7 protein-coding genes are annotated in these 7702 nt (G+C 71.5%); all 7 read left to right on the forward strand.

Annotated features, from left to right (window positions below):
- Position 1 precedes the first annotated feature (1 nt).
- Genes ACFWPA_RS14045 through ACFWPA_RS14075 form a run of 7 tightly spaced genes read left to right on the forward strand, consistent with a single transcriptional unit; the run spans position 2 to position 7284 of the window.
- The gene (locus ACFWPA_RS14045; RefSeq protein WP_378508006.1) at positions 2 to 1270 is read left to right on the forward strand and encodes an MCE family protein; all 1269 of its coding nucleotides are present in this window, start codon (positions 2 to 4) and stop codon (positions 1268 to 1270) included.
- Positions 1267 to 2313 (forward strand): MCE family protein, encoded by a 1047-nt coding sequence (locus ACFWPA_RS14050; RefSeq protein ID WP_378508005.1) that lies wholly within the window; start codon positions 1267 to 1269, stop codon positions 2311 to 2313. The genes ACFWPA_RS14045 and ACFWPA_RS14050 overlap by 4 nt, the downstream gene beginning before the upstream one ends.
- Positions 2313 to 3356, forward strand: a complete 1044-nt coding sequence (locus tag ACFWPA_RS14055; protein ID WP_378508095.1) for an MCE family protein — start codon at positions 2313 to 2315, stop codon at positions 3354 to 3356. Before ACFWPA_RS14050 ends, ACFWPA_RS14055 begins: the two co-directional genes overlap by 1 nt.
- A complete protein-coding gene (locus ACFWPA_RS14060; protein WP_378570588.1) occupies positions 3353 to 4474 on the forward strand; it encodes an MCE family protein in 1122 nt (373 codons plus the stop codon). The genes ACFWPA_RS14055 and ACFWPA_RS14060 overlap by 4 nt, the downstream gene beginning before the upstream one ends.
- Positions 4474 to 5517 (forward strand): MCE family protein, encoded by a 1044-nt coding sequence (locus tag ACFWPA_RS14065; RefSeq protein WP_378508003.1) that lies wholly within the window; start codon positions 4474 to 4476, stop codon positions 5515 to 5517. Before ACFWPA_RS14060 ends, ACFWPA_RS14065 begins: the two co-directional genes overlap by 1 nt.
- The gene (locus ACFWPA_RS14070; protein WP_378508002.1) at positions 5514 to 6734 is read left to right on the forward strand and encodes an MlaD family protein; all 1221 of its coding nucleotides are present in this window, start codon (positions 5514 to 5516) and stop codon (positions 6732 to 6734) included. Before ACFWPA_RS14065 ends, ACFWPA_RS14070 begins: the two co-directional genes overlap by 4 nt.
- Positions 6721 to 7284: a mce associated protein mas1a gene (locus tag ACFWPA_RS14075; protein ID WP_378508001.1), complete on the forward strand. Its 564-nt coding sequence runs from the start codon at positions 6721 to 6723 to the stop codon at positions 7282 to 7284. The genes ACFWPA_RS14070 and ACFWPA_RS14075 overlap by 14 nt, the downstream gene beginning before the upstream one ends.
- Positions 7285 to 7702: the final 418 nt, after the last annotated feature.

Here is a 7702-nt window from a genome sequence, read left to right on the forward strand (position 1 = left end):
GATGGACCAGTACACCGGACGCTCCCGGGCCAGGCTCGCGCTACGCGGGCTGATCGCTGTCCTCGTCGGGGTCGCCGTCGCGGTCCTGATGGTGATGCGCGGATCCGGTGGCCTGCAGCGCAACCCGGAGGTGACCGTCGCGATCCCGGCATCCGCCGGGCTGATCACCGGCGAGGCACCGGTCCGCTACAGCGGCGTGAACGTCGGCCGCATCTCCGGCATCGACTCCGGCACCGAGTCGTCGGTGGTGAGCCTGCAGATCGACGCGACCGCGATCGACCAGATTCCGGCCACCGTTGCGGTCCGGGTGGTGCCGCGCACCTTCTTCGGGGACATCTTCATTGACCTCGTCGACCCCCCGGACGCCGCGGCAGCGCCGCCGCTCGCGGACGGTGCCCGGCTGACCATCGACCAGGGGCCCGACGCGGTCGCGCTGTACGGGGTGTACACCAAGATGGTGGCCGTCCTCGACCACATGCAGCCGCAGAAGCTGCAGACCGCGCTCACCGCGCTCGGCCACGCCCTCGACGGCCGGGGCGAGCAGATCGGCGGGATCGTCGACCGCCTCGCCGCGGTGTCCCCGACCCTCACCCCGGCGGCGCAGCAGTTCCTCGACGCGACACCGGAGTTCCGGACGGTGGTCGGGGCCCTCGATGCGGCGACCCCGGACGTGCTCGCCACGCTGACGGCCGCGACCGCGGTGTCCCGGACCCTGGTCGACCACGCCCCCGCGGTGGGGTCGATGTTCGGTGCGGCAGCGGGCTTCGCCGCCGTCGCCGCGGGCTTCCTCGGCGGGCAGCAGCAGGCGATCACGACGGTGGTGGACTCGGCGGGCACCATCCTCGCGACGACCGCCGCGCGGTCCGACGGCCTGCGCGAGACGCTCGCCCGCGCCAACACCTTCGGTGCGGCCGGTGCCCGGGTGTTCGCGTCCGGCAAGTTCGACATCACCGCGGTCCCCACCTTCGCCGGCCCGATGCCGTACACCGGCGCCGACTGCCCGACCTACGGCGACATGAGCGGCGCGTACTGCAGCGGTGCCCCCGCACCGCAGGCCCCGGTCGCGGCGGCCTCGCCCGCCGCGCCGACCCCCACCGCGGCTGGTGTCGCGGGCACCGCCAGGGAGAACCCGGTGCTGGGCCTGCTCGAATCCGAACTCCGTGAGGCGCGGCCCGGGGGCCTCCCCGGAATGCCTGGCGCCCAGCCGAACCCGGCGACCGTGATGATGCTGGGCCCGCTGGTACGGGGGAACGAGGTGAGTGTCCGATGAGGCTCGGCTGGGTCCCGGTCGTGAAGGTGACCGGCTTCTGCGCCACCGGAATCGCCTGCGGGCTGCTCGTCGCGAACACCCTGCAGGTGCCGGTCCGCGGCGACTCCGAGCGCTACACCGTCGAGTTCACCGACGTCGAGGGCCTCACCCCGGGCAATCCGGTCACGATGGCCGGGGTGCGCATCGGGCGGGTCGAGGACATCGCGTTCGCCGACGCGGGCGGGGGCACCAGCAAGGCGGTGGTGCGGATCGAGGTGCAGGCCGACCATCCGCTGACCACCGACGTCACCGCCGCCGTCCGCTACGGCGACATGCTCGGCGCCCGCTATGTGGCGCTGTCGAACCCGAGGGGCCCCGCGCAGGTCGCCGCGTCGGGGTCCGGGACGCGGACCCTCGACCCGGGGTCGACGATTCCGGTGCAGCGGACCACCCCGCCGATCGACCTCACCGCGATGATGAACGGGTTCCGCCCGCTGTTCGACGCGTTGGCACCGGACCAGGTCAACGAGCTCACCCGCGGCTTCGTCGAGACGTTCGGCGGTCAGGGACGGACGGTGGCGACGCTGCTCACCCAGATCGGCGACCTGAGCACCGGCCTCGCGGACCGGCGGGACGTGATGGAACAGTTGGCGCACAACATGACCGCCCTGCTCGGTGCCGTCGACGCCCGCGCACCCCAGCTCGAGCAGCTGGTCACCGGCCTCGACGCCCTCAGTGGCGCCGTCGTCGGCAACAACGACCAGCTGGTCACCCTGCTCGGGGACGGCAACCGTGCGGTCGCCCAGCTGGCGGAGGCGATGGCCCGGTCGAACGGGGCGTTCGGCAGGTCGGTGATGGACCTGAAGACGTTGACGGACACCTGGATCGGGTCCACCGCCGAGTTCGACGCGTTCGTCGCGAAGATGCCGGAGTTCGCGGACACGGTGAACCGGATCGGGAGCTACGGCGGCTTCGTCAATCTGTATCTGTGCAACTTCACGTTGGAGGCGGGGGACGTGGACGCCAACATTTTCGGGACCGCACACTCGGAAGTCTGCCAATGATGTTCCTGGTCAAGGTGATCGACACCGTCGTCGGTGTGGCACTGTTCCTGTTCAAGGGCGATCGCCGCAACAGCGCGACCCCGATGGCGCTCGGCGTCCTCGGCATCGTCGTGCTCGTCGCCGGACTGTTCGTCGCGGTCGGCGCCCCACGGGTGTGGTACCAGCACCGGACCCAGCCGTACGTCGCCGAACTCGCCAACGCGAGCGGACTGTCCGGCGGGGACCCGGTGTACGTGGCCGGGGTGCCCGCGGGCCGGGTCGAGGCCATCGAGCTGGCCGACGATCACGTGCGGGTCGACTTTCGGCTCGACAGCGGGCAGCCGGTCGGCAACCAGTCCACCGCGACCGTGCGGCTCAAGACCGTCCTCGGCAAGCGGTACCTGGAGGTGGTGCCCGCCGGCGTCGACGACGGCCGGAACCTCATCCCGCTGGCCCGGACGACGGTGCCGTACAGCCTCGACGACGTCAGCCGGGACGCCACCGCCGCGGCCGACGGGCTGGACCTCGACGCGATGCGGGCGATGCTGACCACCCTGTCGCAGGTGCTGCCCGAGGACTCCGACCAGGTCGGCCGGGCGTTGACCGGGATCAGCGCCGCCTCCGCCGCGTTCGCCGACAATGGCGAGCAGATCGACCAGCTGCTGACGATGTCGCGGTCCCTGTCGGATCTGCTGGTGCGGCAGAGTGATTCGGTCGCGAACACCGCCGCGAACGCACAGACGATTGCGTCGATCCTCGCCGTGCGCAAGCAGGCGCTGACCGACCTGGTCGACAACCTCGGCGCGATCCTCGCGACCCTGTCCGCGACGATGACCGAGCACGAGGACGAGTTCGGCCCGATGGTCGCGAACCTCGTCGCGGTCACCGACACGCTGAAGGCCAACGCGGCCAACATCGACCAGATGCTGGTGAAGCTGCCGACCGCGCTGCGCGGCGCCACCGACGCGACCGGCAACGGTGCCTGGACGGACGTCAACGCCCCGGCAGCGGTGCTCCCGGACAACCTGCTGTGCGCGATCGGCGTCATGCAGGGGTGCCGATGAGCGGCCCGCCGACCACCCGACCGCGCCGCGGGCGGTGGGCGAGCGCCGCGACCGCGCTGGTCCTTGTCGTCGCGGTGTCCGTCGCCGGCTGGTTCGTCTTCGCGGGCACCGACCGGTCGATGACGGTGACCGCCCACTTCGCGTACGCGGGCGGCATCTACCCGGGCAGCACGGTGACCGTGCTCGGCGTCCCGGTCGGCACGGTCACCGAGGTGACCCCCGACGGGGCGACGGTGCGGGTGACGATGACGATGCCCGACGACGTCGTCCTGCCCGCCGACGCGGGCGCCTACGTGCTCAACCCGTCGGTGATCAGCGACCGGCACATCGAACTCGGCCCCACCTACCGGGGCGGCCCGACCCTCGCGGACGGGGCCGACATTCCGCCCGAACGCAGCCACGCCCCGATCGACTTCGACGGGCTGATGGGCAGCCTGAGCACGCTGACCGAGGCGCTCGCCGCGGACGGGACCACCGGCGACCTGCTCACCCGGGCCGCCGACGGCTGGCGCGGCCGCGGCGAGCAGTTCAACGCGGCGATCCGCAACCTGAGCTCCGCGACCGGGGTGGTCGGCGCCAGCGCCGAGGACGTCACCGCGCTGGTGTCGAACCTGAACGCGCTGATCGGTGCGCTCGACGCCAGGCAGGTGAGCATCGACACGCTGGTGTCCGATCTCGGCGCGGTCGGCGACGAGTGGGCCGCGCACGGGATCGACCTGACCGGGCCGCTGCAGGACCTGCGGGTGGTGCTCGACCAGGTGAACACCTTCATGACCGAGCACGGCGACGACGTCGGCACGGTCGCCGAGAACGTCCGCGTCCTCGGCGACGCCCTGGCCACGAACACCGCCGGCCTCGCCGAGTTCATGGACCTGGTTCCGCTGCTGATGCAGAACCTGTCGCGGGGCGTCGACGAGAACAACCGCGGCCGGATCCGGTTGAACGTCTCCACCTCCCTCACCCAGTTCGCGGTCGCGAAACCCCTGTGCGAGGCCTACCCGCTGCCGCTGTGCACGGGTGCCGGGTTCACCAACCCGATCTCGTTCCCGATCAGCGCCTCCGACCCGCTCGGCATCGTGTCCGCGGTCACCGGTGGCGCCCAGCCGAAGGGGAACTGATGCGCGGCACCACGATTCGACTTGCCCTGCTGTCCCCCGCGGTCGCGCTCACCGTGACCGGGTGCGCGGTCGGGATGCAGGATCTGCCGCTCGGCCGCACCGCCGACGGACCCGACTACGCGGTGACGCTGCAGCTGGCCACCGCGGAGGGGTTGCTGCCCGGCGCCGACGTGCGGACCGGGCAGCGGGTGATCGGGCGGGTGCAGCGGCTCGCCACCGACAGCGTCGGGGCCACCGCGCGGCTCAGCCTCGAACAGCAGACGCAACTCCCGGACAACGTGCTCGCGGCGGTGGAACTGCCGTCGGCGCTCGGCAGCCCGTTCATCCGGCTGACCCCGCCGCCCGACCCGTCGCCGCGGCAGCTGCAGGGCGGCGACGTGATCGCCGAATCCGCAACGACGATCGGACCGCAGGTGGAGAGCGCGCTCGCCACGCTCGGCACGATCGTGACGGGCAGCGGCCTCGGCCAGCTGCAGACCGTCGTCGACGAACTGAACACCGCGTTCGCCGGACGATCCGGCGAGGTGCGCGGGCTGATGGACACGATGACCACGCTGATGGCCACCGCCACCGCCAACCGCGACGACTTCGACACCGCGATCGACACGGCGGCGCGGATCTCCCGGCAGCTGGCCGGGCAGCAGGCCACCGTCGACGGCTTCCTCGACACGATGCCCGAGGCGGTCCGCGTCCTGACCGCGCAACGCGACAGCATCGCCTCGCTGATGGAGTCGACGACCCGGCTGGCGGCGACCGCGGGCACCGTCAGCTCCGGCGCCGACCTCGGCGGCATGCTCACCGACGCGTCAACGGTGATCGCGACGCTCACCTCGTTCAACGCCGAGATCGGGCAGACCCTCGGCAACATGAACGCCTTCCTCGACAACTTCACCCGGTCGGTGCACGGCGACTACCTCAACTTCGACGGCGCCCTGCTGATCCCGGAGGGCATCGAGACGCTGCTGACCGGGGGCACGCCGCCCGGCGCTGCGACGGCGCCGCCGGTCGACCTGGCCACGCTGTTGGGCGGGGGTGCCCGATGAGACGGCTGGTCCTGGTGCAGCTGATCCTGTTCGCGGTGGTGTCCGCGATCGTGATCCCGTTCGGCATCAACTACGTGATCGGGCCGCAGGCGTTCGGCACTCCGGTCCGGGTGTACTCCGAGATGACCGATGCGCGGGGGCTGACCGCCGGGACCGCGGTCACCTACCGCGGCGTCGCGGTCGGCCGGGTGTCCGGGGTGCGGCTGGACCCCGACGTCCGCGGCGCCCGCGTCGACTTCGAACTCGACCCGGGCACCCGGATCCCGGTCGACAGCGTCGCCCGGGTCGGGATGGGCACCGCGGCGGGCATCCAGAACGTCGACATCTTCCCGTCCACCGCGGACGGCCCGTACCTGCGCGACGGTGACCGGCTGGCGGCGCCCGAGGACGAGCAGCCGGTGCAGATGGGGGAGCTGATGACCCAGGCCTCCCACCTGCTCACCGGCATCGACCCGCAAGCCGTCAGCGACATCGGGACCGAGCTCGGCGCCTCGTTCGACGGGTTGGGGCCCGCGATGGCGAGCCTGATCGACACCGGCGACACCCTGACCGCCGCGCTGCACGAGCAGGCGCCGATGCTGACGTCGCTGCTGACCCGGACCACGGAGCTGGTGACGACGATGGCGGAGCGGCCCGACTCGTTCGTGCGGGGGATGGGCGCCGCCCGCACCTTCACCGAGCAACTCGACAGCAACGCGCCGGTGCTGGTGTATCTCGCGGACACCTCCCCGGCCGCGCTCACCCGCGCGCGGGAGCTGTTCGACCGATACCACGACACGTTCGGTGCGGTCCTGGCGAATCTGGTGACGGTCGCGCCGGTGATCTCCGACCGGGACGCCGCCCTCGCGGCAGGCCTGACCGACATCCCGCGGGGGCTGGGCAAGCTTGAGTCGATCGTCGTCGGCGACCGCGCCAACTTCGCGTTGGTCGGCACGCAGGGGCAGGTGTGCAACTACGACACGGTGCGGCGGGCGGTCGGGGACGTCGCCCCGACCCAGCCGAACCTGACGTACTACTGCCCGCCCGGGCAGAACATCGCGCAGCGCGGATCCCGCAACGCGCCGCGCCCGAACGACCTCGGCCTGCAGAATGCGACGACGCCGGGAACACCGATCGGGCCGCCCGTTGTCGCGGACCCGATCCTGATCCCGACCGGAACGCAGGCACTCGACTACTGGACAGCACTGTTGGAGGATCTCGGCGATGGCGAACGATGACAGCTCGGTTCTGACCGTGGACGGCGTCGACACCGAGACGCGGCCCGCCCCGCCGCGGCCGGAGCGGGCCGCGCGGTGGCGCAGGCCCGGGGTCGCCGTTGCCGCGCTGCTCGTCGCCGCGCTGCTCGCCGTCGCCACGACCCTGCTGATCCAGGTGCTCCGGGACCGCAACCTGGACGTGTTGCGCACCGAGGCCATCGACACCGCCCGCGACTACTCCGTCGCGCTGTCGTCGTTCGACTTCGAGAACCTCGACGCCAACCGGGACGCGATCACCGCGCAGTCGACGCAGGCGTTCGCGGACAAGTACGCGGACATGGTCGACGCGTTGCGGCAGATCGTCACCGACGGCAAGGGCAAGGCGACCGCCACCGCCGCCCACGTCGGCGTCGAGTCGCTGGACGCGGACCGCGCGGTGGTCCTGGTGTTCGTCGACCAGCACGCAACCAACGTCGTCGCCCCGGACGGCAACACCCAGCAGTACCGGATGGTGGTGACCCTGGTCCGGGACGGCGACCGCTGGATCGTCGACAACGTCGACACCAACTGACCCGGCTTCCCGGCCGTCGTTCGGACGATCGAACCGGCCCGGGAATCGGCGACACGGGTCTCTCGGTGTTTGCGGCCCCGTCGAGCGGTCTGATACCAATGCACGTCCGGCACCTGCCGGGTGTCCCGGGTTGGGGTGGGTACCGTCGGCGGTGAACATTTCCCCAGGACACGGGCGTGTCGGTGGGCATTGTATCGGACGTGTCGGACCCCGGACCCAAAGTAACGGGCGCACATCCGCAAGAGATAATGGAATGGACCCCTGCTGTTTCGTCGTGCCGATTCGACGCGGCGGACGCGGGGGCGCGAGAGTTTGATTCGCGAGGGACCTGCGGAGTCGGGGGACATTGGGGTCCTCGGTTCCCATGTTCGGGTCCTTCACGAACGAGGCCGCGGCGACGGCAACGAGGAGGACACGA

This window comes from Rhodococcus sp. NPDC058505, from assembly GCF_042720095.1.
GTDB lineage: Bacteria > Actinomycetota > Actinomycetes > Mycobacteriales > Mycobacteriaceae > Rhodococcus_G.